This window comes from Aeromonas sp. BIGb0445 (genome assembly GCF_024809075.1).
Lineage (GTDB): Bacteria > Pseudomonadota > Gammaproteobacteria > Enterobacterales > Aeromonadaceae > Aeromonas > Aeromonas rivuli.
Map to the genome: position 1 here is coordinate 249,847 of NZ_JANUES010000005.1, position 24,754 is coordinate 274,600.

At 61.5% G+C, this 24,754-nt stretch carries 31 protein-coding genes and 1 tRNA gene; 5 read left to right on the plus strand and 27 right to left on the minus strand.

Annotated features, from left to right (window positions below):
• Positions 1–44 precede the first annotated feature (44 nt).
• Both M2367_RS13115 and pepA read right to left on the minus strand, forming a co-directional pair.
• Positions 45–500, minus strand: a complete 456-nt coding sequence (locus M2367_RS13115; RefSeq protein ID WP_259236917.1) for a DNA polymerase III subunit chi — start codon at positions 498–500, stop codon at positions 45–47.
• 178 nt (positions 501–678) lie between these two features.
• The gene (gene pepA / locus M2367_RS13120) at positions 679–2,187 is read right to left on the minus strand and encodes a leucyl aminopeptidase (RefSeq protein WP_042041634.1); all 1,509 of its coding nucleotides are present in this window, start codon (positions 2,185–2,187) and stop codon (positions 679–681) included.
• A gap of 171 nt (positions 2,188–2,358) precedes the next feature.
• Here pepA and lptF point away from each other — a divergent pair, with 171 nt between their 5' ends.
• The gene (lptF, locus tag M2367_RS13125; RefSeq protein WP_042041633.1) at positions 2,359–3,471 is read left to right on the plus strand and encodes an LPS export ABC transporter permease LptF; all 1,113 of its coding nucleotides are present in this window, start codon (positions 2,359–2,361) and stop codon (positions 3,469–3,471) included.
• Between the two features lie 138 nt (positions 3,472–3,609).
• Complete coding sequence (lptG, locus tag M2367_RS13130; protein WP_042041632.1) at positions 3,610–4,680, plus strand: LPS export ABC transporter permease LptG; 1,071 nt, start codon at positions 3,610–3,612, stop codon at positions 4,678–4,680.
• A 69-nt stretch (positions 4,681–4,749) separates the two neighbouring features.
• On the opposite strand, the gene M2367_RS13135 is transcribed toward lptG, so the two are convergent.
• Positions 4,750–5,271: an RDD family protein gene (locus M2367_RS13135; RefSeq protein ID WP_042041631.1), complete on the minus strand. Its 522-nt coding sequence runs from the start codon at positions 5,269–5,271 to the stop codon at positions 4,750–4,752.
• Positions 5,272–5,415: 144 nt separating this feature from the next.
• On the opposite strand from M2367_RS13135, the gene M2367_RS13140 reads away from it, so the two are divergent.
• The 3 genes from M2367_RS13140 (at position 5,416) to M2367_RS13150 (ending at position 7,768) form a co-directional block, all read left to right on the plus strand.
• Positions 5,416–5,500 (plus strand) — tRNA-Leu (locus M2367_RS13140).
• 676 nt (positions 5,501–6,176) lie between these two features.
• The gene (locus tag M2367_RS13145) at positions 6,177–7,280 is read left to right on the plus strand and encodes a DUF3289 family protein (RefSeq protein WP_259236918.1); all 1,104 of its coding nucleotides are present in this window, start codon (positions 6,177–6,179) and stop codon (positions 7,278–7,280) included.
• Positions 7,277–7,768 (plus strand): hypothetical protein, encoded by a 492-nt coding sequence (locus M2367_RS13150; protein ID WP_259236919.1) that lies wholly within the window; start codon positions 7,277–7,279, stop codon positions 7,766–7,768. The genes M2367_RS13145 and M2367_RS13150 overlap by 4 nt, the downstream gene beginning before the upstream one ends.
• A gap of 173 nt (positions 7,769–7,941) precedes the next feature.
• Here the strand turns inward: M2367_RS13150 and M2367_RS13155 are convergent, their stop codons facing one another.
• The 24 genes from M2367_RS13155 to M2367_RS13270 form a co-directional block, all read right to left on the minus strand.
• The gene (locus tag M2367_RS13155; protein ID WP_259236920.1) at positions 7,942–9,555 is read right to left on the minus strand and encodes a hypothetical protein; all 1,614 of its coding nucleotides are present in this window, start codon (positions 9,553–9,555) and stop codon (positions 7,942–7,944) included.
• Entirely contained in the window at positions 9,552–10,106 is a 555-nt protein-coding gene (locus M2367_RS13160) for a hypothetical protein (protein ID WP_259236249.1), read from the minus strand. The genes M2367_RS13155 and M2367_RS13160 overlap by 4 nt, the downstream gene beginning before the upstream one ends.
• A complete protein-coding gene (locus M2367_RS13165) occupies positions 10,103–10,984 on the minus strand; it encodes a hypothetical protein (RefSeq protein ID WP_259236921.1) in 882 nt (293 codons plus the stop codon). Before M2367_RS13165 ends, M2367_RS13160 begins: the two co-directional genes overlap by 4 nt.
• Complete coding sequence (locus M2367_RS13170) at positions 10,981–11,412, minus strand: tail fiber assembly protein (protein ID WP_259236922.1); 432 nt, start codon at positions 11,410–11,412, stop codon at positions 10,981–10,983. Before M2367_RS13170 ends, M2367_RS13165 begins: the two co-directional genes overlap by 4 nt.
• Complete coding sequence (locus tag M2367_RS13175) at positions 11,409–13,124, minus strand: phage tail protein (protein WP_259236923.1); 1,716 nt, start codon at positions 13,122–13,124, stop codon at positions 11,409–11,411. Before M2367_RS13175 ends, M2367_RS13170 begins: the two co-directional genes overlap by 4 nt.
• Positions 13,121–13,723, minus strand: a complete 603-nt coding sequence (locus M2367_RS13180; RefSeq protein WP_259236924.1) for a phage tail protein — start codon at positions 13,721–13,723, stop codon at positions 13,121–13,123. Before M2367_RS13180 ends, M2367_RS13175 begins: the two co-directional genes overlap by 4 nt.
• Positions 13,716–14,903 carry a baseplate J/gp47 family protein gene (locus M2367_RS13185; protein ID WP_259236925.1) on the minus strand — a complete coding sequence of 396 codons (1,188 nt, stop codon included), beginning with the start codon at positions 14,901–14,903 and terminating at the stop codon, positions 13,716–13,718. Before M2367_RS13185 ends, M2367_RS13180 begins: the two co-directional genes overlap by 8 nt.
• Positions 14,900–15,223: a DUF2590 family protein gene (locus tag M2367_RS13190; RefSeq protein WP_259236926.1), complete on the minus strand. Its 324-nt coding sequence runs from the start codon at positions 15,221–15,223 to the stop codon at positions 14,900–14,902. Before M2367_RS13190 ends, M2367_RS13185 begins: the two co-directional genes overlap by 4 nt.
• Positions 15,220–17,034, minus strand: coding sequence for a phage tail tape measure protein (locus M2367_RS13195; protein WP_259236927.1), 1,815 nt, complete (start codon positions 17,032–17,034; stop codon positions 15,220–15,222). The genes M2367_RS13190 and M2367_RS13195 overlap by 4 nt, the downstream gene beginning before the upstream one ends.
• Positions 17,035–17,042: 8 nt before the next feature.
• Entirely contained in the window at positions 17,043–17,186 is a 144-nt protein-coding gene (locus M2367_RS13200) for a DUF6890 family protein (protein WP_259236241.1), read from the minus strand.
• A 41-nt stretch (positions 17,187–17,227) separates the two neighbouring features.
• A complete protein-coding gene (locus tag M2367_RS13205; RefSeq protein ID WP_259236240.1) occupies positions 17,228–17,488 on the minus strand; it encodes a putative phage tail assembly chaperone in 261 nt (86 codons plus the stop codon).
• Positions 17,485–17,727 carry an Rz1-like lysis system protein LysC gene (gene lysC / locus M2367_RS13210; protein WP_259236928.1) on the minus strand — a complete coding sequence of 81 codons (243 nt, stop codon included), beginning with the start codon at positions 17,725–17,727 and terminating at the stop codon, positions 17,485–17,487. Before lysC ends, M2367_RS13205 begins: the two co-directional genes overlap by 4 nt.
• A complete protein-coding gene (locus M2367_RS13215) occupies positions 17,612–18,043 on the minus strand; it encodes a hypothetical protein (protein ID WP_259236929.1) in 432 nt (143 codons plus the stop codon). The genes lysC and M2367_RS13215 overlap by 116 nt, the downstream gene beginning before the upstream one ends.
• Entirely contained in the window at positions 18,040–18,501 is a 462-nt protein-coding gene (locus M2367_RS13220; RefSeq protein WP_259236930.1) for a glycoside hydrolase family 104 protein, read from the minus strand. Before M2367_RS13220 ends, M2367_RS13215 begins: the two co-directional genes overlap by 4 nt.
• On the minus strand, positions 18,489–19,574 hold the full coding sequence (locus M2367_RS13225; RefSeq protein WP_259236931.1) for a site-specific DNA-methyltransferase: 1,086 nt from the start codon (positions 19,572–19,574) through the stop codon (positions 18,489–18,491). Before M2367_RS13225 ends, M2367_RS13220 begins: the two co-directional genes overlap by 13 nt.
• Before the next feature lie 9 nt (positions 19,575–19,583).
• On the minus strand, positions 19,584–19,901 hold the full coding sequence (locus M2367_RS13230) for a phage holin, lambda family (RefSeq protein ID WP_259236932.1): 318 nt from the start codon (positions 19,899–19,901) through the stop codon (positions 19,584–19,586).
• Between the two features lie 14 nt (positions 19,902–19,915).
• Positions 19,916–20,125, minus strand: coding sequence for a TraR/DksA family transcriptional regulator (locus M2367_RS13235; RefSeq protein WP_042042808.1), 210 nt, complete (start codon positions 20,123–20,125; stop codon positions 19,916–19,918).
• Between the two features lie 5 nt (positions 20,126–20,130).
• Positions 20,131–20,586 (minus strand): DUF2597 family protein, encoded by a 456-nt coding sequence (locus M2367_RS13240; protein WP_259236933.1) that lies wholly within the window; start codon positions 20,584–20,586, stop codon positions 20,131–20,133.
• Between the two features lie 3 nt (positions 20,587–20,589).
• Positions 20,590–21,711 carry a DUF2586 domain-containing protein gene (locus tag M2367_RS13245; protein ID WP_259236934.1) on the minus strand — a complete coding sequence of 374 codons (1,122 nt, stop codon included), beginning with the start codon at positions 21,709–21,711 and terminating at the stop codon, positions 20,590–20,592.
• Between the two features lie 4 nt (positions 21,712–21,715).
• Complete coding sequence (locus M2367_RS13250) at positions 21,716–22,402, minus strand: phage virion morphogenesis protein (protein ID WP_259236935.1); 687 nt, start codon at positions 22,400–22,402, stop codon at positions 21,716–21,718.
• Positions 22,403–22,404: 2 nt separating this feature from the next.
• Positions 22,405–22,911 (minus strand): phage tail protein, encoded by a 507-nt coding sequence (locus M2367_RS13255; RefSeq protein ID WP_259236946.1) that lies wholly within the window; start codon positions 22,909–22,911, stop codon positions 22,405–22,407.
• Between the two features lie 20 nt (positions 22,912–22,931).
• Positions 22,932–23,405 carry a head completion/stabilization protein gene (locus tag M2367_RS13260; protein ID WP_259236936.1) on the minus strand — a complete coding sequence of 158 codons (474 nt, stop codon included), beginning with the start codon at positions 23,403–23,405 and terminating at the stop codon, positions 22,932–22,934.
• A 125-nt stretch (positions 23,406–23,530) separates the two neighbouring features.
• Positions 23,531–24,256 carry a terminase endonuclease subunit gene (locus M2367_RS13265; RefSeq protein ID WP_259236937.1) on the minus strand — a complete coding sequence of 242 codons (726 nt, stop codon included), beginning with the start codon at positions 24,254–24,256 and terminating at the stop codon, positions 23,531–23,533.
• Between the two features lie 3 nt (positions 24,257–24,259).
• A partial coding sequence (locus M2367_RS13270; protein ID WP_259236938.1) for a P2 family phage major capsid protein occupies positions 24,260–24,754 on the minus strand: 495 nt, incomplete at its 5' end.

Here is a 24,754-nt window from a genome sequence, read left to right on the forward strand (position 1 = left end):
CTCGCCGTATGCTGATAGGTTCTGATGGATAAAAAAGGGGGCAGTCAGGGCTGCGCCGGATTGTGCGCTGCAAGTGCGGGCTGATCTCTCATCTCGAGTTGATGACCGGCCTGGCGGTACTCTTTGTAGCGCTCGCGGGCTTGCTGCTTCTGCGTGTCGTCAGTGGGGACAAAATCTACCACCTGAGGGAAGTTCCCTGCAAACAAAGGTGCCTCCCAGGCCAGATTGATGAGCCGGGCATAGCGTCGTTTGGGGGGCTGATGGCCTATTTCCACCGGGGCCTGACCCGCTTCACCTTGCAGCTGGTGGGGCACGAAGCGATCCGGCGGTAGTTGCCAGAGCAGCTCGTCGAGTCGTTCGGCCTGGGCCTGGCTCGCACAGTGCAGATAGAGGTGACCGCTGCTCCAGCCCTCGGCTGCCAGCTCGCAGGCGAGCCGTTCGCAGGCGCTGACGCCAGCTTCATCCGGTTCGCTCATCAGGTAGAAGGTCACTTGGCTCATCAGGTTGGGTCCCGTGTGGCGGTGACTGCGCTTGGCGCAAGCCAGGCTGCGCGCCGCAGATCTCTTGGCGGGTGCACATCGGCTGCGCATCCTGCCTGTTTTGTAATGAAACAAGGAAGAGGCGGGCCTCTTCCTTGTGAGTCAAGGGTAACAGGGGCCAACACGTGGCCGCCAGGGGTTACTCTTTTTCTTCGATGTCCACCCCGGCCCGGTTGAGCAGGAACTGGGTGAGCAGGGGCACCGGACGACCGGTGGCGCCCTTGTCCTTACCGCTCTTCCAGGCGGTACCAGCTATATCCAGGTGAGCCCAGTTGTACTTCTTGGTGAAACGCGACAAGAAGGCGGCAGCGGTGATGGTACCGGCCGGACGGCCGCCGATGTTGGCCATGTCGGCGAACGGGCTCTCCAGCTGTTCCTGGTACTCGTCGAACATCGGCAGGCGCCAGGCGCGATCGCCGGCCTGCTCCGAGGCGCCGAGCAGTTCATGGGCCAGCGGGTTGTGATTGGCCAGCAGACCCGAGGTGTGATGCCCCAGGGCGATGATGCAGGCACCGGTCAGGGTGGCGACATCGATCACAGTGTCTGGATCGAATCTGTCCACATAGGTCAGCGCATCGCACAATACCAGACGGCCCTCGGCATCGGTGTTGAGCACTTCGATGGTCTGGCCGGACATGGAGGTGAGGATGTCACCCGGGCGATAGGCATTGCCACCGGGCATGTTCTCGCAACCGGCGAGGACGCCGATGACGTTGATGGGCAGTTGCAACTCGGCCAGGGCATGCATGGTGCCGAGCACGGAGGCGGCGCCGCCCATGTCGTACTTCATCTCGTCCATGCCATCGGCCGGCTTGATGGAGATGCCGCCGGAGTCGAAGGTCAGCCCCTTGCCCACCAGCACTATGGGCTTGGCATCGGCGTTGCCCTTGTACTCGATGATGGCCATCATGGCTTCGTTTTCGGAGCCACGGGCCACCGCCAGGTAGGAGTTCATGCCAAGTTCGGCCATCTCCTGCTCGCCCACGACTTTGGTGGTGATGTTGTCATAGGCATCGGCGAGGCGACGGGCCTGGGAGGCGAGGTAGGCCGGATTGCAGACGTTGGGCGGCATGTTGGCCACATCGCGGCAGACCCGCACCCCTTTCGAGACGGCCAGACCGTGGGAGATAGCTTTCTCGCCTATGGTCAGTTCCCGACGCGTCGGCACGTTGAACACCAGCTTGCGCAGCGGGCGACGTGGCTCGGCTTTATTGGTCTTGAACTGATCGAAGCTGTAGAGGCCGGCCTTGGTGCTTTCCACCGCCTGGCGGACTTTCCAATAGGTGTCACGACCCTTGACGTGCAGCTCGGTCAGGAAGCAGACGGCTTCCATGGATCCGGTTTCGTTGAGGGTGGTGATGGTCTTGTTGATGATCTGTTTGTACTGGCGTTCATCGAGCTCCCGCTCCTTGCCACAGCCCACCAGCAGGACGCGCTCGCTCAGCACGCCCGGTACTTGATGCAGCAGCAGCATCTGGCCTGGTTTCCCTTCCAGGTCACCACGGCGCAGCAGCGAGCTCAGGTAGCCATCGCTGATCTTGTCCAGTTGTTCGGCCACCGGAGAGAGGCGGCGGGGTTCAAATACACCCACCACGACGCAGGCGCTGCGTTGCTTCTCAGGACTGCCACTCTTTACACTGAACTCCATGGAATCTCCTACATCCTAAAGACAAAAGGCACCTTTTATTGAATAATGCAGTGCTTGTTGGGTATCAGAGGCGGAGCGAACAGCCACAGGCTCCGCAGTTCAAACTGGTAAAAATCCAATATAGGGCCCTATTTTTCAGGCATTCGACTAAAAACACAAGTTTACTTGGGAATGACTGTGATCGTTTTCCGATATTTGTTCAGGGAAACCCTGAAAACCCAGCTGGCAGTATTGTTCGTGCTGCTGCTTATCTTTGTCAGCCAGCAATTTATCAAGATCATTGGCGATGCCGCCGATGGCGAGGTACCGACGCGCCTCATATCGACGTTGATGCTGCTCAACCTCCCCAATATGGCGCTGTTGATGCTGCCAATCAGTCTGTTTTTGGCCATCTTGTTTGCTCACGGCCGTCTCTATGCCGAAAGTGAGATGACGGTGATGCATGCGGTGGGGGTCAGCCCGCGCCGCGTCATGGTGACCACCATGATATTGGCTCTGCTGACCGCCCTGGTGGCGGGCTTCAACACCGGCTGGGTCGCGCCTCTCGCCAAGGAGCGCGAGTATCAGGTCATCGATGAATTCAAGGCCGATCCCGGTATCTCCTTCCTGCAGGCGGGCCGCTTCATGGAGCTCGATGGCGGCAAGTTGGTGGCCTATATCCAGGATCTCAATGACAAGGGCTCCGTGTTGCATAATATCTTCGTGTTGCAGCGGGCCCAGGGCACGACCCCCCCTTCGATAGTGATAGCGACGGAAGGGCAGGTGACGGTGGATGAGAACGGCCTGCAATGGCTGACCCTGAAGGATGGTTCCCGCTACGAGGGCAACTTCAATGGCAAACAGTTCCAGAACTCAGATTTTCGCGAGTACAGCCTGGTCATCCGTCAGCAGGAGGCCGAGCACTCCAACCGTAAATCGGCAGCCAAGCCAACCATGGAACTGTTCGGCACCCAGGATAACCAGCTGATGGCCGAGTTGCAGTGGCGTATTTCGCTGCCGCTATCCATCCCTGTGCTGACCTTCCTGGTGGTGCCCCTGGCCCGGGTCAATCCGCGCCAGGGTCGCTACGCCAAGTTGCTGCCAGCCATCTTGCTCTATCTATCCTACTTCCTGTTGCTGTCGGCGGCCCGCTCGGCCATCGACAGTGGTCGTCTCCCCCACTGGCCCGGCATGTTCTGGGTACCGATAGCCTATTTGCTGTTGATCGGGGTGCCGCTCAACTTGCAGGGCACCGCCTGGTGGAATGGGGTCAAAGGGCGACTCTTCAGCAGGGGGTCGGCGTGATGCGGTTACATAGGGATTTCCACTGATGTTTGGCGCGCTCGTTAGGCATGCCCATGGGGTCGCTTTTATGTCGAACCTCTTCTGTGCTCGATATTCCAGGCGAAAAAGCATGATGCTGCAATATAGGAACCTCTGCTGATGTTTGGCATTCTCGATAGATATATCGGTCGGGTCATTTTCATGTCGATCCTGCTGTGTGAGGTGACCCTGGTCGGCCTCTCTGCGCTCATCAAGTATGTGGAGCAGCTCAAGTCGGTCGGCGACGGCAACTATGACATGGTCAATGCCTTCTACTTCGTGATGCTCTCCATGCCCAAGGAGGCGGTACTCTTCTTCCCGCTGGCGGCGCTGCTGGGGGGCTTGATTGGTCTGGGTCAGCTGGCGAGCAGCTCCGAGTTGGTGGTGATGCAGGCCGCCGGTCGCTCCAAGCTCAGCATAGTGATTGCGGCGCTCAAGACGGCGATCCCACTGATGCTGGTGTTCAGTCTGGTGGGTGAATATGTGGCTCCCATCGCCAAGCGCACCGCCGATGACATCAAGGCCGGTGCCATGTCCGAGGGGCGGCTGACCGTATCAGCCTCTGGGGTCTGGGCGCGGGATGGCAATAACTTCGTCAGTATCAACGGAGTGCGCAACGATGGTGCCCTGACCGGCATCACCCTCTATCGCTTTACCCCGGATCGCAAGTTGATCGATGTGGTGCAGGCGCAGGAGGGGATGTTCGAGCAGCATCACTGGCTGCTGAAGTCTGTCCATGCGACCCGCTTCGACGATCCGACCCGGATCATCAGTGAGGTGCACCCCCAGATGACCTGGACGTCAGATCTGACCCCCAAGCAGCTCGGTGTGGTCAGCATCGATCCAGAGAACCTCTCCATCTCCGGTTTGCGGGACTATGTCGGTTATCTGGATGCCAACAAGCAGGATGCGGGGCGCTACAAGCTGGAGCTGTGGCGCAAGCTGCTGGCCCCCCTGTCAGTGGTCTCCATGATACTGCTCGCCTCCTCCTTCATCTTTGGGCCCTTGCGCTCGGTGAGCATGGGGGCGCGGATGTTGATGGGGATCATGACCGGCTTCGTGGTCTATGTGAGCGATCGGGTGTTTGGCCCGATCAGCCTGGTCTATGCGGTGCCGCCCATCATAGCGGCAGTGGCGCCCAGTCTGCTGTTTGGCGGCATCTCCCTCTATATACTGAGCCGCAGGCGCTAAGCGTCATCAGGCAAGCACCGCTGGAAACAAGAAAGGGCACCTGGGTGCCCTTTCTTCATCTGACCATTCCTATTTATTAAGCATGTTCAGGTTCTCTTGCTTGCTCAGTACTATCACTTCACACTCTGCCCAGATGTCTTGGAATGCCTTGGGGCGATGGCGGTCAAACAGACACATCAGATTGCCCAGGCCAAAGGCGGCGGTGGCCAGCCGAATGATGGCCTGGGTGATGCGGATATTGCTGCCGTCCACATTCTGGATGCGCAACCGCCAGGCGCGCATGCCGATGGTCTGACCGGCCCGGGTCCAGAACCAGACATAGAAGCCACAGATCACCAGCGCCAGCCAGGCACTGTAGAGGGGGCTGGTGAGCAGCCAGCTGGCATCCTTGCCTTCGGGAAGGGTCGCCAGACCGGTCGCGAGCAGCAGTTGGGCGACCCCCATGCCGAGAAAGCCGGCGATCACCAGCAGCGAGATGACCACCAGGTAGTCATAGAGCAGGGCACCGAGGCGGCGCAACAACCCGGCGGAAGGGTGCGTATGCACAGGGGGCGTTGCCTGGGGGGGTTGGACTGTCTTGCGCTTGGCCATGGGGGACGTTTCCATTAAAAAGTTGAGGGCATTCTAAGTAACTGGGCGATCAACGGCAAGGCGTTGAATAAATGAGCAAACGAGAAGGGGGATACGAAAAACCCCTTGCATGCCGAAGCGCCATTCGTATAATCCCTCGCAGTTGCCCGGGTGGCGAAATCGGTAGACGCAGCGGATTCAAAATCCGCCGTTGCAAGACGTGTCGGTTCGAGTCCGACCCCGGGCACCATTAACTAATTCAATGACTTAAGGCCATCCAAGCGGATGGCCTTAAGTTTTTCTGAGCCCTCAACATGGCGATGTGTCCACATCGTGTCCACCTAGGTTTAGGTGATCGGGTGGTTGTCGTGTCCACTTCCACTAGGTCAGGACCAAGCGTGACCGGACACAGTTCACAGAAAACCTATTTTCCGTGGGGCAGTCCAGCCAGCGCACCCAGGCTGCAGCGCCCTTTCAACATTTCAGTTATCAAATCGGCCCTTATTGGACCTAACCGGCTGAAACAAAACGCCTTCTAGCCGTTCCCTCGCGGCAAACCGGATCCTTCCCAATCATTCAAACCCTCACGGAAAGTACGACCATCCCAATACATTCAACGAGTTACGTTTTCACCTTCGTTATCCAGAGCCCTTTCAAACAGTAAAACTCTGCAATTTCTTTCGATCCTTTCAGATCCTCACTAAGCCACAGATCCTTTATCTGGCGCGGCCTTGGCCTATGGTTTTGCGGTAATCCACTTTTGCAAAAATTTTTCTTGATGAACCCCGCAGGCGGGAGCGGATGAGCGCGGATTCTGTGGCGCAGGCGCGCCCGTGGCTGTATAGCATTAAGCGCTGCGGATTAGGTCATGGAGGGAGGGGCTCGTTTGTGGCAGACTAACCACGTGTTTCAAATGAGATCTTGCCGTGACTGTTAAACGCCTCGATGACCTTAAACCTGATGAGTTCTTGTTTATCCGTTCTGCATCTGCGGATGGACGTAGCGTGGTGCTAGCCGATAGCCCGGCAAGCTCCTGCTGCTCCCTTGCCCATGGTCAGCTTGAAGTGCAGGGGGATCGCAGCTTCAGTCAGAATGTGCGAACCGCCTATGAGCGGGCCAAGCTTAATGACAAGGTCGCCCAGGCTGGGGGTGGCAGCTTCGGTTCTGCGCCTGCGCCAGCCGAGCCGCCCTCAGAGTTGGCCCAGCAGATGAAGGCCGATACCACCAGTGCCACTGCGGTCAGGCTTCCCATTTTGGTTTACCAGTCTCCCAAGTTGCCGGGCAAGAATGCCGACGGTTCGACCGCCGCCGACATGGTATTTGGTGATATGACCGCCGAGCAGGTCCAGGCCATCCCCACAGTGTGGGACAGCCGTCTATTTGCCCTGCAGGACCTCGACAAGTCTCGGGCGAACTATCACTTTATGAACTTGCGAACCATGGCGACCACGTTGTTTTCTGCGGGGACTCTCCAGATGGTGATTCTTGCCATGATCCATAAGTTCGAGAAAAGTGAAGGAGGGGAGTTTAGCCACCCTGAGTTGGATAGAGCTGTGAGGGCACATCCTAATACTCAAGCATTTTCTGATCGGCTTATTGAAGGTGTGAAAGTGTCACTTAAATCGAGCGATGGCGAGCCGAACAAACTTGACCTGAAAAAATGGATGGAGGCCTACCAAGGTAGATTGTTCCCCCCATCGTTCCATACTTTTTCAGATAAATATCTGGGATGGGCGAGTGGGGGACTAACCATGGCGATCAACGATGTCTGGTCTGGCCGGGCCGAACTGGTGGAGTTCGAGCGAAGTGGTCGGTCTTACAAGGGCCGCTTGAAAGTGACCTTTACCGATAATTTCGGTTTGGACTTGCCGGATGTTGGCCCTGACCCCAGAACTGGGGAGATCAAGCCCTACAGCGGATTGGCAGGTTTTCGTTCCTGGTTTGTGTTGCAGCATCTGAACCGCTTTGCCTACAAGCCTTTCCTTACCGTGGTTGAACTTTACTACCCAATACAGGGAAAGCTCCCATGAAGGCTCTATGGTTTGTAGCTATCTCTATCCTCTTCCTTTCAGGTTGTGACGATCAACAGCCTCAGCTCTATAAATGGCCGACTGACTTTCATAATGAGTTTACGGGGCGTGATAATTATCAATTTGTAATGACGAATCCCCCTGAAGGGCAAAGGGCTTTGATCACGTTTCTCGCTGATTATTTTCAACAGCATCCGTTAGAGCCTGTCGAGTATGGTGCCATTATTTATCGGGAGAGCTCAGATACCCCAATCAATGGCGATGTGCCCAAGGCTGGGATATGGGATCAGACAATGCGAGGACCCAGTAAAGCAACAGTGGATATCGATGAATACGTGATTGCTAGCCTTCTGCGAGTGAAGTATGAAGGAAAGCCAGAAATTCTCCGTATTTTCCTGGAAGGTGAGTACCGTGGCGTTTGCAAACAGTCTGAGTTCAATATCATTGATGTGATCCCAGGACAGCCTTTGCCCGCAACCTGCAATTAAACGGCATGAGTTGCCGTGAGTCAGTAAAGCCTGATTCATAACGGCTCGGTGCTTCGGTATGATGCTGCGCTGCCTGATGCAATCCTTCCATGCGGCATTCCCTGGCCATGGGCAGGTGATGTCAGGCAGACAAAAGAGGGCCCCACATTGTGGGGCCCTCTTGCGTTGGTGGGTTACTCGATGATGGGGGAGAGCTGGCTGGCCAGGTTGCCCGCTTGTTGGCTCTGGCTGCTGAGGGCGTTGCCCTGGTTGGGGTTGGGCCCGCTGCCGTGGGTGTGGCTGGCCGTGGTGGCTGCCAGCTGCTCCACCACGTTCATCAGCTGGAGCAGCAGCTGGAAGATGTTGGTGCCCTCTGTCCCCATCCAAGAACGCGGCGCCTCCAGGTGTTGCAGCTCACCGGCGACGGCCCGACGCAGTTGTCCCACCACCTCGACCAGGTCTCCTGCAGTGGTCTGGCTCATGTTGCCCAGGCTTCCCAGGAGCAGATCATCCCCCGCCAGCAGCTCGATGGCCCCCAGCGCCTCGACTCGCTTCATGGCGCCCACCTCTTCGATGCTGTGTTGCGCCACCTGCAGCTGATGCTGGCCATGTTCCCCCAGGTAGTCATCACTTTGGTGGTGCATCTCCATGGCATGGTCATACATGCGCCGGTCGGTGTGACGGCTCAGGTTGCCCACGGTATCGGTGCGGCTAAACACCTCGGCCCGCTGCTGCAGCAGCTGCTCGCCCGGGGCGATATCGGGCAGTGGCCAGCCGCTGCCAAGCACGGTGCGAATAAAGGGGCGGTCGGCGCGGCCAAAGGCAAAGCCCAGCTCGACCAGGCTCCCCTCGATGGGGAACTGCAGCAGGCCCTGCTCAGGCCCGCCGAACATCACCGGCAGCGGCACGGCGCGATAGAGCGGGGTGGCTTCATCCGGCTGGCCATCTTCCCCAAGCAGTTGCACGTCCACAGCAAAGCGCGGTCGGAATGGGTCATTGAGCTGGCCAGCGGCGGCCTGGTCGCTGATGGCTTCGACCCGCCCGAACTTGGGCAGGTGCATCTGGTCGGCCAGCTCGGGGAACTCTCCCTCGACCTTGCGCCGCTCTGCTGACTTGATGACCTTACCCGGGGTGGCCGTGGTCAGGCTCATCTCATCGCCCTTGAGGCGCACCCGGGTGACGCGTTGGCCATTGATGATGGCGCCGGGGCGCACGGCGGGGATCGGGGCCAGGGTCAGGATGTTGCCCGCCTGCTTGGCCGAGAGGGCGGGGTCTAGCGTCACCTCGCGCCCGGGCCAGCGGCTGTGGCCATGGCTGCCGACGAACACGGCACCATCAGGTTGTTGATACCAGCAAAAGTCGGCAATGGCGAAGGCGCGCCCCGCATTATCGAGCAGCTGGTAGCCGGTTCCGGCGCTGGTGAAGTTCGGGATCGGTCGGTCTGTGTAGTCGGCCCCGTCGGGTAGCAAGAAGGTGAGGCCGCACTGGTCTGTCAGCCAGGCCAGCAAGCCGCGCAGGGTGGCATGCTGCTGGCTGACCGGAAAGCGGCAGCCCAATATCCCGGCCAGCTCCCGGCATAACAGCTTGTTGCTGCCATTGGTGGCGGGTTGCACGTCGTAGACATAGCCGCTGAACCAGCGGCGCAGTTCGTTGTTGTAACCGGTGTCCAGGGTCAGGGTCTGCCCCTTGCTGGCTGCCCCCTCAATGGTCAGGGCGGCGCGCCCGCCCGCGCTGAGATCCAGCACGATGTCATGCTCGACCAGGTGCATGGGCTGTCCGCCCAGGGTCAGTTGGGTGTTGAGTTTCATGCCAGTGCGTCATCCGCTTTTTTGAGGTACTGCTCGAAGGGGGTGAGTTCGTATTCATCGGCCTTGTCCCCCTGGGTGGGCGAAGGGGCCTTGGCTTGGGTGGTTTGCTCTGTGGCCTGGCTCACCTGGGCCACCGCCTTGGGCAGACGCTGCTCGCGCTTCTCCGGTACCGAGTTGTGGTCGCTCAAGGTGAAACTCACCTGCCAGGCCAGCAGGCCCTCTTGCTCGCTGGCGGTGATGCGACCGGTGAACTTGGCCTGGCGTATCTTGACCGACTTGGCGAGTAGCGAGCCCACCCGAAAGATGTGGCGTTTGCCGCCATCATCTTTCATGTCGGCCAGCTCGAACAGGCGGGCCAGCTTGTCCCCGTCTTTGTAGGGGATGAGACCGGAGACATCCAACTCCTTGGCTTTGGTGCCCTGCTCGGCCTTGCTGGTCGAGCTGGTTTGGCCCGATTGGTCTTTGTCCTGGAACTGCATGGAGAGCGAGATCCGCATCGATGACATTGCAATGGGTTCGCCGTCCAGGGTCAGCATGGCGCTGATGGTCATGGGGTCAACTCCTGCCAAAAGGTCAGTGGGGAAGGGGAGAGCAGCAGGGTGGCGACGCTCATGCTCATGCTGTGATCCGGGGGTGTGCTCTGGCCAAGTTGCGCGGCCAGGCTGGCGACATCCCCCTGGCCTTGCCAGCGGTAGAGCTGACCCGAGAGCGTGGCCAGGGTATCCAGCGCGCTGGCCAGTTCGCTCAGGCGAGCTGCGCGGCGACTCGCCAGCCCCTGCAGCTTGGCGATGGGGCTCTGGTTATCCCGGGCCAGACTCTCTAGCTGGGCAAGCTCACTGCCCAGGTCGAGGTGAGCCGGGCGCAGCGGCGCCCAGACCAGCGGCTCATCGGCATGCCAGCGCGGTACCTTGGCCGCCGTGGGCTTGGCCATGATGTCGTTATTGGCTTCCAGGCGACGCAGGGCCGCGCACCACTGCGGCAGTGGCAACAAGGCGCACAGAGGGGCCAGTTTGGCCGCAAGGTCGGCGGCGCTGTTACCTGTCACCAACCAGGCGAGGGCATGGAGCTGACCGGAGGGCAGCAAGGGGTCGGCACCATCTTGCAGCTTGTCAGCCAACGCCTTGACCGCATTGGGGGCGGCCAGACTGGCCTGTTTATCCTGCATCTGGCCGACGCCGTGCAAAAAGGGGGTCACCGCCAGGGCGCGACCGGTGACCAGCAGATGGTCGAGCTGGGCGCGAAGTCCTGAAAGGGCTGCGGCCTCACCACTGAGCGGGTGGGGGCGATACTGGGCGCGGCTGGCGATGGCCTGCAGGCGCCCCATGGCCGCGTCCGCCAAGGTGGGGACTTGGGTCAGCACGGCGCGGGCCTGATGGTGCAAGCTGGCCCCGCTGGGGGGCCACTGCAGGTCGCTTTGTTGCCAACTCATGCTGGCAGCTCCGGCCAATCCACCGTCGTGGGCCAGCCAGGTGTTTCAGGCAGGCGCGAAAGCGTCACCCGGTACAGTCGCAAGGCGGTGAGCCGCGAGGTTTCCGCCGGGGTCAATATGCCCAGTAGCTCGGCATCTGCAAGGGGGGCGATGGCATCGCCAGCCAGTTGCAGGCGGCGCGCCAATTCGCGCTGTTGCTCCTCTTCGGTCGGGATGGGCGTTGGCGGCGCCTGATAGGGAGCCACCTCGCCATATTCACCAAAGCGCGCCCGCACAAACAGCTCGACGCCATAGGGCTCCGGGTCGCTTTGGGTGGCGGCGAAGGGCACCGGCTCGGCCTGATTGGCAAACTGGACGGTCAGATTGATGGCGGTGTATTCCGGGTCGGCCCACTCGGGGGCGGTAACGTGAAGAATGTCGTCTGTCATTTTGTGCGGATCCACAGTGAGGTGTTTTGGTCGTTATTGCCGCCGCCCTTGATGGCGCCAACCAGCTTCCAAGTACCCGGCAGGGCGGCGCCGATGCCCGGGCCGCCATCTTCCGAGTTGGCTGCGCGCAAGGAGCTGCCCGCAATGGCGTAGCCTGGGCCCTTGTTCCCGCCGGTTGATACGATGCAGGTGGCAAAACAGTAAGTCCCCACCTGCCCCCAGCCGCTGCCCACGATGTCGGCATTGCCCTGAGACGCCGGGTGGGTGTGACCAGAGGGGGGCATGGTGCCGGGCTTGCCGGACACTTCCCCCCAGCTTGGCCAGCGGCTGGCGTATGCGGGGATCCCGCTTATCTGTCCCCAGGGGTGGGAGTGGGATGCGGCCGCGGCACCCAGTTCGGCCAAGCTGGGTTTATCATTGGTGTGATACAGCCGCACATTGGTCGAGGGGGAGGTGGTATCGGTGCCATTGGCCTTGTACCCGTACCACAGCTGATGAATAGCACTGGTTGAGCTGAACAGGGTGTGTCGATACTTGCTTCCGCCGTTGTGTCCCCAGCTGATCCAGTTCAAAAACTGCGTGCTGCCAGAGCCCTTGGGCGCTTGCGCCGAGCCTGTCATGAACTTGTCAGATTGAACGTTCCAGTCGAGGTTCTTGAGATCGAGAGAGTCGTGGCTGTGTCCCTCGCTGGCCAAGGCCGGTTTGTCTGTCACCTCGCCCCAGTTCGGCCAGCGGGTTGCCTGGGTGGGCACATTGTCCAGCTCGCTCCAGGGGTGGCGATGGCTGCCCGCTTTGATCTCCACCGCGATATTGACGCCTTGGGCGTCTTCCAGGATGCCTTTGCCGCTGACATCCCCGGACAGCTCGATGGTGCGCTTGCGGCGCAGGTCGGTCACGCTGCCGTCGCTGTTGATGATGGCCACCTTGGCCAGATGGTGACGATAGCCGTTGCCGTCGGTGTAATCGGCCTTGTCGGCCACGCTCAAGGTCAGCGTGAAGTGGTTCAGCCAGGCATCGAGCAAAGAGTCCGCCCGGTAGATGTCGAGCCAGAGCCCCACCGGCTTGGCCCCCGGGGCAATCTTCTGCACCTCATCGAGTTGGGCGCGCAGGCCGCCGACATAGGCGACCCCGGGCTGCACCTTGTAGACGCCAGCCTCATTCACCAGCTTGAAGCCGTCGCCATAGAAGGTGGCGGGCCCGAAGAACTGCAACGCCTGCAGGCGCAGGTCGTCATCCATGCCGCGCAGGCGGGCGGAATAGTCAATCTGCCAGGTGCTGGCGTCCACATTCGTGACCGTGGCTTCACTGGCTCGGTCGTACTCCATCAGCATCGATTTCACCAGGCTGTTGCCCACCTGGCCGCTCAGGGGATCGGTCTTGAGTTTGGTCTCGCTGCCCTTGTGCACAATCATGGCCACCATGCCGGTCGCCTTGTTGATGAGGTACATGGCATTGAACTCGAAATCGCCCAGGGTGGTGTCCATCACGATGGTGTAGGCCACCGCGTCGTTGTTGATGCGCCCGCGCTGATCCACGTGATGGCGGTGCACGATTTGCCCTGCCGGTGGCAGAGCGCCATCGGGGTTGATGGGCGCATCGGGGTCTAGCCCGGGGATGTTGGCCAGCACGAACTCATCGAGCACCACCGGGGCTTGGGTGGCGAGACAGGTTTGCCAGTAGCTGGCGAAGGCGTTGGTAATGATCTGACTCATGGGTTCCTCTTGAGTGATGCGCCGAACACCTGCTGGCTCATGGTGATGCGGCCATGATGGATGGTCGCGCTGACCGGATAGACCACCTGGAAGCGGTAGCGGCGGCAGGTGCGGCCATAGTGTTGAATGAGGGTGCTCATCAGCGCCTGATTGCTGGCCATGGCGCTGTCAGTCACCTCGATGGTGATGACGTCCCAGGGTTGGCCCGCCTGGCGCTCGTGGATATCGCACCAGCCGATGCCAAGCCGCTCGAAAATCCGCTTGAAGCCCGCCACCTCGCCCGCGTCCCTCGCGTTGACAAAGGCGAACTGGACGCGCTTGCGAAACAGCGACAGCGGCTCGCCATCAAAGCGGCCGATGTCCCGCTCCCAGGCGAGCAGGGCCAGCAGGGACTCCGAGCAGGTCAGCGGGTCTTGTTGGGCCAGTGGCAGCAAGAGCAACCCCTTGAGTCGTTGCCAGAAGGCGTTGATGCCCTTGGCCAGAAAGCCCGGTTCGGCGTGAGCGGCACTGATGGTGATGCCATCTTCCCACCAGGGGGCGCTGGCATCGGCCAGCACGGGGGCTTGCAGGTCATGGCTAAGCGGTGTCGGTTTAGTCATGGAGGGTGACCTCAAGCTGATTCAGGCGTGGGATGGCCAGGGCGGAGACGATATCTTCCTCGGCAAAGCGCAGGCTCTTGAGCTGCGGGAACTGGCTGTGCAATTCGCGGCCCAACTGGGAGAGGGAGAAGCGCGACTGGGGCCAGGTGCGGGTGACGCTGGGGAAATCCGCAGACTGACGAAAGGCCGCCTTCACCAGGTTCTCGGCGCCTGCCTTGAGCGCAGTTCGCTGCGCCTCGCTGAGGTTGGCTTGTGGCCACAGCTCCAGGGTGAGGTCGTGCTGGGTTTCGGGGATGCTCATCACGAACAGGTCATCCCCATGGCCATGGTTGCCCTGGCGGCCCACGTAGTCGTTGAGCTGGGCGGTGAGGCTGGCCGGGGTCGGCCCCACTTCCAGCAGGATATAGGCGTTGGCGGTGCCGGGGCCCCGGGGGGCGTCATGCTCGAAGAAGATGTGATCGGCGCGAATGCCCGCCACGCTCGCCAGCATCGAGCGGTAAATCGCATCGATGTGATAGCGGCCCACTGCCGAGAACTGGTTCTGGATGCGCAGCCCCAGGGCATCGTTGCTCTCGGCGTCGCTGCCCTGGGTGGTGATCCACTCCTTGTCGTCGTTGCGCGCCGACAAAATGCCGGTCACCGCCTCGCTGAGCAGGTTGTAATAGCCAGGGGCCAAATTCCAGGCCGCGCCTGCCTGTTCGGCTTCGCACACCACCTTGGCCACCGCTTCACCGGCCGGACTGACCACGGTTTGCAGGGGCTTTAGGCGGTAGATGGTGCCGTTGATGCGCTCGGTGCTTATCCAGATATCGGCCGGGATGGTGACGGCATCCTGGGGGCTGGCCTTGACGAAGTTGACCAGGCCCCGGGTCTTTTGGGCTGCCTTGCGGGTGAGATCCACATCCCAGGCCTTGAGGTCGAGATAGGTATCGGTGGCGGTGGCCGCGAACGTATTGGGCAGCACATGACCGGCCAGCAGTTCGCGGATAAGCCAGAGCGCCGGGGTGATGACCACACCGCGCACCAGCCGCCAAAACGGGCTCACGTCCGAGTCGTTGGTGATGAGGGAGCCAGCGGCCTCCACCTCTTTTTTTAGCTCAGCCTCCATCGCCTCGGAGGTAGTCGGCACACCGGTTTCGGTTAACAGGGCCATAAAATCTACGGTCGGGCGCAGGTTCACAGGGTTACCTCCAGGGGGCCAAATTCGTAAGTGGTGGCGGTGACCAGCACCCGGTCGGCGGCCTCTTCATTGATGAAGATGGTGCCGGGCACCAGCCGCTCGTCACGTTCAACCAGCAGCTCAATCTCGGTCAGCACATCGGCGCGCAGAGTCGGGCTGCGCTCGCCGATGAGCTTGCGGGCCAGCCCCGACTCCATGATGCGGTGCTTGATGTCCTGGCCGATGCTGTGCCTGTTCTGGGTGTAACGGGGCTGGCCACCGGCATCGAGCAGCCAGGCGCCATCGTTGACCAGGATGTCGATGTATTTGGGCTCGCTCACTTGGTCTCCAGCCAGGCGTTCTCAGCCATCATTTCCGGGGTCATGGGGTTTTGGTTGTGCATATGTACCTCGCCGATATGCAGTGCCTTGGCGGGTTTCTGGTTGGCGGTGGTCGCCGCCGCGTTGGCCTGGATCAACTGTTGGCCAAGGCCCCCTTGGGGGATGGGGCTCTCGGGGCCCTGACGATAGTTGGCCAGCGGCCCGTTGATGCGCTGCTGTACCTGAGCCACCCCCTGCAGGGGGATCTGCAACTGGCTCGGGGAGGGCAGGGCCAGCTCGGGCATGTTGCCCATCTCGATGTCGATGCCCGGGATCATGTTGAGTTTGTCGACCAGCCAGTCGATGGACTGACCCAGCCACTTGAATACCCCCCAATCGCCCAGGGTCTTCTTCAAGTCGTCCCAGTAGTAGATGACCGCCGCGACGGCCCCAATCAGCAGCACGATACCGGCGACGATGAGGCCGATTGGGTTGGCATACATGGCGATGTTGACCGCGAGCAGGATGGCCCTAAAGCTCACCAATCCGGCCTTAAGCAGGTTGAGGGGGGCCATGACCAGCGTCCAGGCAATGCCAAGCCCGGTGGTGGCCAGACTGGCCAGCCCGGCAACCAGCATCCAGGCGCCGGTCACCATGCCGAGCCCCACGATAGCGAGCAGGGCATAGCTCACCACCTTGGTCAGGTTGGGAAAAAGGTGAGTCCAGCGCAGCACCACGGCGGCGCCATCGGCAAAGACCGCGACCACCGTATTGATGGCTGGCAGCACGACACCGAAGGCGGCGGCCCGAATGGCAAACCAGGCTGACTCAACCCGCTGCCATTGGTCGGTCATCGAGGCCGCCATCTGCTCGGCCTTGCCCATGCCATGGGTGTTGGCCAGGGCGTTGATGTTGGTGGCCAGCCCCTTGGTGTTGCTCATCAGGAGCTTCACCATGGCCACCGCCTCATCGGAGCCGAACGCCTTCTTAAGCTCATCCCCTTCGGCCACGCTCAGGGTCTCGCCATAGCGCACCTTGAGTTTGTCGAGGATGTTGAGCACCGGCAGCATGTTGCCCGCCGAGTCGGTGAACTGCAGGCCGAGCGCCTTCTGGGCATTGCCCACCCCGGCCAGAAACGACTTGAACTTGGTGCCCGCTTCGCTGCCCCCCATGGTGGCCTGCAGCTGGCCGAGCACCGCGAACTGCTCATTCATGGACACCCCCGCCGAGGTGGCATTGGCCCCGATGCCCTTGAAGGCATCGCTCATGCCCTGGCCGGTGGTCTTGAACATCTGCACCGCAAGCGCGGTCTTGCCTGCCACATCCTCGACCCAGTTAGCCTTGCCCATGGCATTGGCCTGCTGCTCAAAGATGCCGTACATGGTGCCCATGTAGTTGGTGATGGTGCCGGTATCGGCCTTGGTGGCGGCGGCCAGCACCCCGGACGCCCGGGCAAAGGCGGGTAGCTCGTTACCGGTGAGCCCGGCGATGGCGGACTGGATATCGTAAGAGGCCTGGACAAACTCGGTGGCCGATTTCCCGTATTCCACCGAGAACTTGAGCGCCTCTCGCCCCAGTGCCCCCAATCCCTCTTTTTGCACCCCAAGCGATGCCACTTCCCCGAGCGCCCTGTCCATCTCGATGGCGGGGCCCAGGGCTGCCTGGATAGCCATGCCACCGGCGGCCACAGTGGTGGCGCCCATGGCCATGTTGCCCCAGCCCCGACGCCCGGCCTTGCTGACCTGGTCAATCTGGGCATTGATGCCCGCCAGCGGTTTGGTGACTTGATCCACCAAGGCCACCTGCATCATCAGCTTTTCCATCCAGGCCATAGGGTCTCTTATCCGTTAAATGCGTGGGCTATCCCCTCGGCAACGGCGAGGGCAAGGGTCTTGCGGTGGTGTTTATCAAACCAGATGGCGCGGGCCAGACTATCGAGGTCGTCCTCTTCATGGGGCAGGTAGTGGCGCCGCAGTGCCAGCACCTGCTCCAGTTGATTGCGCTCGATGGCCTCGGCGCGCCCGATCAGTTTTTTATGGTGATGTCCAGGGTCGGCGCGAACTGCTCGTTGACGGCGCCAGCCAGTTGCATGGCCGCGCCGGGACGGGCCAACAGCTCATCAAGGGCCGCTTTGCTCTCACCACAGGCAATCTTGCGCAGGTAGTTGTGGGACGGGGCCACCTTGTCGCCCGGCATCAGGTCGTTGATGTAGCTGTTGTAGGCCACCATGGTGGGTTCAAAGCTGATGTCGGACCCGGCTACGGTCAGGGTGATGGTCTTGCTCATGGTTGGTTTTCCTCTTGAGTAATCCAGTGATTCAGGGTGGTTATCTGTTGTTGGCAGCGGCGCAGCGCGCCCTGCAGAGTGGGGATGAAGGCCACGGCCTCGCCCCAGGTTGTGCCATTAAATTCAGGCTCCGGGCAGCGGGGCACCAGCCCCGGTGGCGGCAGCAGCCTGACCAGCTCGGTTTTCACCAGGGGCGGCTGGCTTGAGCAGGCGCAGAGCGCCAGCAGGCAGAGGCTCACGGCTGCAGTCCGGACGACCAACTGGCGGCGTGGCCAGGACGTGTTGCAGTTCATCGGCAATGCTCCTTCGTTGCTGGTCGATCTTGGCCAGCGCGTCGTTTTGCTGGTCAAGCAGTTGGCGCAGTCCCTTCTCGCGCAGCGGGATAGCCGCCAATGCCTTGGCTTGCTGCTCGCTGATTACTTGCAGGGCGTTGATGGTGTTGTTGGCGGTGGCCAGCTCTTGAGTCCGGATGCTGAGTCGCTGGCCCTGGACAAACAGGGTGGTGCCAATCATGAGCCCGAGGAGGGTCGGCAGCAGCCGGAGGACGGTGCTCATGCCAGCACCCCGCCAAACTCGGTGAACTTGGCCAACAGGGTTTCCAGCGGGTGCTCCGGCTGGCCGTAGCCTGCCCCGGGCAGGCTGGCCCAGATGTTGTTGCACTTACGCATGGCCTCATCGATGCGGCCCGCCTCTATGTCGGCCAAGGCCCGGCGCTCGCGGATAAGCTGGATGGCCCACTTGTCCTGGGAGAGGGGGCCAAAGTCCGGCAGGCCAAGCGCCGCCTGGTAGTGGCGCCAGTGACGGGACAGGAACTGATAGCGCCCGGCGGCGGTGCTTCTGAGGCTCGGATTGACCTGCACCAGTACGTCGGGGTGCTCGCGATAGTCACCGAAGAAACCCGCCGGATTGACCAGCTTGTTATAGCCATCATCGCCCCGCCCCTTGGTGCCCTCAGAGAAGGCCAGCAGGTCGAGGAAGGCCGCCAGGTTGGCGCTGGTGTTTAGTCGTGGCATGACGGTGCTTCCTGGTGGATAAGGGTTTGAAATTCCCGGCAGGTTTGAGCGAAACGAGGAGGCTCCAGCTCCACGCCGATGAAGCGGCGGCCCAGCCGCCAGGCGGCTTTCCCTGTGGCGCCAGATCCCATGAAGAAGTCACCCACCACATCCCCCGGTCGGCTGCTGGTACGCACGATGTGCTCCATCATGGCGGCGGGCTTTTCGCACGGGTGTTTCCCCGGGTAGGCTTGCACCGAGGGGTAAGTCCACACGTCGGTAAACGGCACCTCTTTGGTGACGCTGAACGGGCGGCGCAGTTGCTCATACTCGGCCTTGAGTTGGTCATAACTGGCGGTCAGGGTTTGATAGGTGCGATGCAGCCCCTGGTAGGCCTCTTTGAGCTCATGGTGGGGCAGGCAGAGGGTGCGGGCTTTGTCTGCGAACAAGACCTGCAGGCGCGCATATTGCGCTTCGCTTGGCAGGCTCCACTGACTGCGACCAAACCAGTGGCCCGCCATCTGGCACCCCAGGGCCTGGTCAATGTCCTTGTTAGTGATGCCACAGGCGGCTTTTGCTTGCTGGAAGTAGTCGATCAGCGGCTGCATCACCTGCCCGCGCAGGGCCTGACAGGCTTGGCGATAACCACTGGCTTGCGCTGTCCCATGGGCATCTAACTGCTCGGCAAAGATGATGCGTTCACTGGCGGGCCAGAAGTTGCGCAAAGCCGATTTGTCGGCCCGGTTCCACACGCCGGAGGGTTTGGCCCAGACGATGTGGCTCAGCACCTTGAAGTGCTTGCGCACTAGCAGCTCAATGTCGGCATTGAGGCTGGGACTGCAAAACAGGTAGAGCGATCCGCTTGGTTTGAGGATGCGGGCAAACTCAATCACGCACGCTTCTAGCCAGTCCAGGTAGGCAGACACGTTGGGCCATTGATTATCCCAGTCCAGATCTTTAACCCGGTAATAAGGGGGATCGACGGCCACCAGATCCAGGCTATGGGACGGCAGTGTTTTGAGGTATGCCAGCGAGTCTGCGTTGACTAGCTTGAGCAGCTCATTGATTTTGTGGATATGTATTTGATCAGTCATCACGTCTGTTCACTCCTTTGGTAATTTGGTGTTGAGCCAGCGTTCGGCCATGCCACGAATGGTCTCAACACCGATAAGGCCTACCATGCCGCCGACAAATCCGGCCGCTTCCCCTGGGATCCCGAACCAGCCAAAGGCACTGATAAACGCCAAGGTGATCGCACCACACAGGACGGACTCCAGGAGCCTGCGGCGACCACTCCCACCGCCATAGGTGATGCGCAGCCAAGCCGTTAATACGGCCAAGGCAGTGCCATAGACGGTGGGGAGGTTGTCCATCAGCCAGACCAACAGCAGGGTCCAGAGAGTGGGGTCTTTATGAGGCATGGTGTTCATGTCCGTTAACGGCTCAAGCGTTCGAGCCGGGTTTTGCAGGGGACGCACAGGCGCACCCCCGGTACGGTTTGGCGGCGCGCGGCGGGGATAGGGTCGTCGCACTCCTCGCACTCAAACAGGCTCGGGCCCAGGGCGCGGCTCTTGCCCACCTGGTTGGCCAGTTGAATGGCCAGCATGCGCGCGGCGTGGCGGGTGGCGCGGTCGATATCATCCATGGCGGTTACCCCAGCAGGTGGCGGGTGTCGTCCTTGGAGAGGTACGGCACGCCATTGATGTGGACAAAGTCGGGGGAGGTGACAAAGCCTTTGACCTTGTGCACCCCCTTGCTGCCGCCCTTGGGGTCGATGTCGAGCAGGTCGGAGATGACCAGCTTGACGGCGAAGGCTTCGACTTTGAGTTGCTCACCCCCGGTGTCGGCGTAGAACAGCACATCGTCCGGCTCCAGGCCGCGCCAGCTACCGGCGCGCTTGGCGGCGTCACTGAGCTGGGAGAAGTTCTTGGTATCGAGTTCGAACTCCAGCTCGGCGGAGACGTCGCCGTCCAGGTAGCCATCGGGCACGCCCCGGGTCTGGGCCACGGCGCTGTTGTCGGTGATGGTCAGGCTGGCCTTGTCGATGTGCACCATGGCCCCCATCAGGGTGGTGTCGAAGTTGATACCGGAAATGCGGCGGCTCATGGGTTAGCCCTCCTCGTTGAGGCTCAAATCGAGCATGATGTTGACGGTGATCCCCTTGGGGCAGTCCAGGGTGCGCACCACCACGAACACCGAGACCAGGTTCTTGGATATCCACTGGATGCTGATGTCGCCATCCTGGGGGGAGGCGATGTCGCCCGGGAACGGCTGACCGTTGATGGTGGTGGCGCGGGCCATCTCGCGCAGGTCTTTGCCAAAGTAGGTGATGGCGGCGGCGGTGCTGCCGGGGGTGGAGTTGAAGGTGCGATCCCCGATGCGGGCAATGGCGCGGATGCGCATCCGGCGCGCCACCTTGTAGGCCACCCGCAGGTTTTCGATCACCTGGTAGTCGCCACCCTCGGCATCGAGCTGGCGCCCGTCAGCCCAATAGAAACCGTCGTAATCCGGGTACCACATCGGCACCGAGTAACGGTTCGCTTCCAGGGTCTGCAGGGTAGCCAGCGGCAGCGGGATCCCGTCCTTGTCCAGTGGCTTACTGCCCACACCCACCAGGGCACCGGTTTTGACCCGGCAAGGGGAGTCGGCGATGCTCACCGCCCGGTTGCACAGGCGACCGGCATAGACCCCCAACAGGTTTGGCCAGAGCATAGGCACCAGCGCAACCCCATCGGCGGCGATGCCATCTTGCAGGGCTGCCAGCTTGGCTTCGTAATCGCTCCAGGTATCGCCACCCTCGGCGTCCGAATTGATGCCAGGCACCCCGAGCAGGATGAACTGCCAGCGTCCCCACTTGGCGATCAGCTCCTGATTGAGCGCCTGGGCGGCGGTGATGAGGTCGGGCGTGATCTCCTGGCCCAGGATCACCATCCCCTCGAAGGATTGGGTCTGCTGGGCAGCGCGGGCTGCCGCTATCCAGTCCATGTCGGTCGGCAAGACAAAGGCGGCGGCGCTCCAGTTCTGACCGGCGTTGTCCCGGGCAGCCAGCAAGTTGGTTTTCAGCTCGCTGTCGGCCTGGCCCAAGAGGGCATCGAAGTCGCTCTGGGTGTTGACCGAGAGCAGCTTGCCGGTGTTGCTCGGCGCACTGCCGATAAACAGCAGGTGGCGCTCGACGGCGGTGACCGACCCCTGTCGTTGGTTCAAGTTGTTGATCTGCACATAAGGCCACATGGCGCTATTTCCCCTTCATATCGTGTTTATTGACGTCCCAGCCGTAGTCGATGCTTTGCAGGGCGCGGGCAAAGGCTTGCTGCCGTTGCTGGGCATTGGCGCCCAAAAATGGTCTGGCGGGGAGGTGGATCTCCCAGCTGGTTTTCACCGGCTCGTCCTTGAGCTTCTTGATGAGCAATCCCGCCTGGGCGAAGTTGAGATTGCCGGTTATCCAGGCCAGGGATGCCGAGCGGTATGTGCGCTTACGTTTGCCCGGACGCTTGAAGCCCAGCTCTCGCAGCTTGCGGGCCTGAGCTTTGCTGGCGCCTTTGTCCGCAAGCCCACGACTGGGCGCGATACGCTGGCGACTGGCGGCGTTGACCCGATAGGTGTGCCCCTTCTGGTGGGTACCGGCTATCACCCCGGCATGGGCGCTCATGCTGCCTTTCTTGAAACCCAGCTCGGCCACATCCTGGCGAGGGGCGCGGATCTGCAGCAGCTTGGGCAAGCCACGCAACATCTTGCGTTTGCCACGCTTGCGCGGTGCCCACGGATTGCCGTTGGGGTCTTGCTGGCTGCGCACGCTACGGGCGGCGAGCTTCTTCATCTCGTTGGCCGCTCGCCACACCAGGCGCTGCCGTTTCTTGAGGGGCAGGGCCAACAGGTTGAGCTGCTCTTTGTTGTGATGGGCGTCCAGGGTGATGGTGATCATGGTTAGCCCCGGATCCTGTGCGAGCCGGTCCCCGCGACGTTCATGTCAATCTGCTCGGCCACCCAGATGGCATAGGGCGCCACTTGCCAGTGCTTGCCAAGCCAGTGGATGGGGCCATCTGCCTGCTCAATCAGGCGCAGCGGTTCGGCGAAAGCGAGCTGGATCTCAAGGTCGGCGGTCTGTTCATCATTCGGGGTGACCGCGTATTCGGGGTCGGGCAGCTCAAAATCCTCTCGGTAGTCGTCATGTTCCTGCACCCAGGCGGCCACCACGGCCAACAAGATGGCCGGGTCGAGATCCCGAAAGGGCAGTTGCTCGACGGTGAACACGGCCTGGTAGGTGAGCCAGCCGACGTTGCTGCCGGTGGGCCCCATGTTCTTGGGTTCGAGCTTGATGGTGCCGTTCTCCATCCAACTATCGAGGCGCTTGTGGCACTTAGGCGGCAGTACCCGCAGCAGCTCGGTGTGGAGCGCCTGCAGGAAGTAGCCCTGGGCTTGCTGCTCGTTCATGCCTGCCTGCTGCTCTTGGCTCATATCAGCGAGACTCCCGCCCGGTGCTTGCCCTTGATGCTGCGCACCAGCTGCTGGCTCTCGGCCAGTAGCTGGGCGCGCGGGTCTGGGGATCGCTCCACCAGGTTGTTGGCACTGGCTCGCTCGGTGACGCTGGCGAACTCCGGCAACAGGGCTGCCTTGGCGCGGGCAAACACGGCGGCCAGGTACTGCTCGGTCAGGGCATTACTGCCGGTGTGGGCACCACCTTCCAGGCTGGGCCCGGGGACGTCTACGGCTGTGGTAAAGCCCTTGCCCTGCAGAGCGGCCTGATGGCTCGCAAGCTGCAGGTTGATTTCAGACACGGCGGCCAGCAAGGCTGCGCCAGTGGTCTGCATGTCCAAGTCGGCAGGCAGGGCACGGCGGCGCTCAAAATCAGCCACGGCCACATCCGGCCAGAAACCATCGTTGCGGATGGTGGCGGCGCTGTAGTCGACGTTCTTGCCTGCAAACATGGCTTGCCTCGCTGGTTGAATGGGGCACCCCTGAAGCCACGCAATTGCCGATGGGTTAGCCAGAGGCTGCTCATGGCATTCGCGCCGGGGTGCGGTGGCGCGGAGAGTCGGTTCGTTCCGGCGGTTTATGCCGGGTTAAGCGCCCGCAGGCGCATGGCAATCTTTTGGCGCAAGGTGCCGACCCCCACCTTGCGGTGCAGTGCATCGGCCTGGGCCAGCCAGTGATCGGCTTGCTCCAGGGTGGCGCTGTCGCCCACGGCACTGGGGCGGGGCTGGCCGTCGTGGTCACGCAGCAGCAGACAACCGGCGGCCTTGAACCACTTGGCGGTGAGTTGCTCGTTGAGGCGCCAGTCACTCCGTACCTTGTCGAATACCCGGGAGAACCAGGGCTCGACGGCATGGCCTTCGGCGGCTTGTTTCTCGGCCCACTCCAGCACGGTGTCGGCCACAAAGTGGGCCCAGTCGCGCTTGATGTTGTTGGGGGTACGCTGGCCCTGGGCAATGGCGAGATCTGCCCAGGCAATGCCTGAATCAAAATCGCCCACATCAAAGGCCCAGATGATGAGCCGCTGGAACAGCTCGTTCTGATAGGGCTGACCGGACTCAGCGACAGCGGCCAGATAGCGCACCACATAGGGGCGATACTTGGGCATCAGCTCATCGCGTTTCATGTTCACCCGGTCAGCGATGCGGGCCAGCTTGCGCAGGCGACCGATGTCTTGCTCCAGCGCAATCAGCTGCAGGTGCAGGCTGTCAGCCACCGCGCCGGTGGCGATGCCGGAGCGGGCGGCTTGCACCACTCCCTGCATGGCCAGCTGGCGCTGCTTGTGACGTTGACCGGGTGATCCCATGGCTTAGTAGGCCTGATGTGCGGCGGCGGCCGCTTCTGCTGCAGCAACGACGGCGGGATCTGCTCCAACCTCGATATCTGCCTCTTCAAAGCCGCCATAGGCCAGGTGCTCGCCCAGGGCATAACCCTCCATGCGCCAGTACTGGTTATCGAAGCACTTGTGATCCTGGTTATCGTCGGCCTTGCGCTTGCGGGTACCGCGCTGGGTGTAGATGTGCAGGTTATCCAGGGTGGTGACCACCATCCGCTTGCCCGGGAAGAAGGGCGGGATGTAGGCACGGCGCCCGGCGATGGACTCGGCCAGCTTCTGGGCGGCGATCTGCTCGCTCGGCTTGGTGGCTTCGCTGTAGAGCTTGGCCTGGGCGGCGGCAATCAAGTCGGTGCCGACCAGCACCACCAGACGTGGGTCTTGGCGGAACAGCGGGTCGATGGTGGTGTTGATAAGATCAGATGCCATCTCGTCCAGGGTTTTGTAATCGCCCTGGCCGTCCGGGTCGAA